This is a genomic window from Nonlabens sp., from assembly GCF_018401815.1.
Classification (GTDB): Bacteria; Bacteroidota; Bacteroidia; order Flavobacteriales; family Flavobacteriaceae; genus Nonlabens.
Map to the genome: position 1 here is coordinate 1 of NZ_JAGYKG010000024.1, position 1487 is coordinate 1487.

General features: G+C 38.9%; 1 protein-coding gene. It reads left to right on the forward strand.

Features of this window, described 5'->3' with window-relative positions:
- Positions 1-119 precede the first annotated feature (119 nt).
- A partial coding sequence (locus KG732_RS12955) for an IgGFc-binding protein (protein ID WP_300980463.1) occupies positions 120-1487 on the forward strand: 1368 nt, incomplete at its 3' end.

Here is a 1487-nt window from a genome sequence, read left to right on the forward strand (position 1 = left end):
TTGTTTAATTAATATTTGAAGCTTTGTAAATGTTTCATTTATTGCAAATATATTCAATTAGATCTCTTTTTTATTTATTCTGAGTATTTTTAAAAAAAATAACTCCAATTAGTTTTTGCATGAAAAACATCTGGTTTAGTGATTTTAAATCACTTTCAGCTTTAATAATATTTTTAATTAGCTCATCAAATATTTTTGCACAACTGAGTGATCTTCACTATTTGCCTCCTTTGAAGCAGGAAAGCAATAATATCGGGTTTCAGGCGCAGGCTATTTATTTGTCAACACCGGAGACAACAGCTTTTAATGTTAAGGTCTATAAGGGCACAAACACTATACCTAGCCAAACCATTTCGTTGTCTAACACCAAATATGAAATATATGCTTTAGATAACGGCGATAATAACGTAACCTTCGTTGATAATGACAATACTGGAAAGGTTTTGTCTAATAGTGGTTTACGGTTTGAGTCTGAAAATGGCGAGAGATTTTATGTTAACCACCGAGGTGCGCAGTCGTCTCAAGGATCTTCTCTGACCTCAAAAGGCCGCGCCGCCCTTGGAAAGCGATTTAGGTGGGGAGGGGGTCCTGTTATTAATGGGGATGATACTAATGCAACTTTAGGTATCATGGCCACAGAAGATAACACTACAGTTGAAATATCAGGCTATGACCCGAGCATAGTTTTTCGTCAAGGTTCTGACGTAGACGCTATTACAGACGACAGGCTCTCTATCACTTTGAACAAAGGGCAATCATACGTTCTAGAGTACCCTATCCGCAATCTTCCGAATTGGCTTGCCACTAAGAAATACGATGAATGGATGGGTGCATTAATAGCGGCAGATAAAGATATCGTTGTGAGCTTAGGAAATGCATTATATTCCCCTACCGATGATGGCAGTCGAGATATCGCGATAGATCAGATCATTCCTGAGAATATCCTTGGCAATGAATATGTTTTTGTGAGAGGTTATGGTGATGACGATATGGAATTCGCTATCATTATTGCTACTCAAAACGGTACAGAGTTATATGTTAATGAGGCCTTGACACCTATAACGACAATTGACGCGGGTGAGTATTACATCGTTCCTGGGTCATATTATTCTGGTAGTTCAAAAGGAGAAAACATGTATGTAAGGGCATCAAAACAAGTCTATGCCTATCACTCGACTGCTGGCGCTAATAGTGGCGCTAACGTTGATTATAACTTTATTGCGCCCGTCAATTTCCTTCTAGACAAAGAGGTTAATTTTATACCTGGGGTTAATCAACTCGCAACAAAAAAACTTGATGGAGGAGGAGTGAGTATTATTTCAGCTGCCTCGACGCCTGATGAAGAGCTGGAAGTTTATGAAAATGGAGTACTTCAAGATTTGACGAATAAACGTAAAGAGGTCAGTGGCTCTAAGCTTTGGGTGACCTACTTCTTAGATGGGCTGGAAGGTGACGTCAAGGTTCTTTCCACTAATTCAATTGCGGTA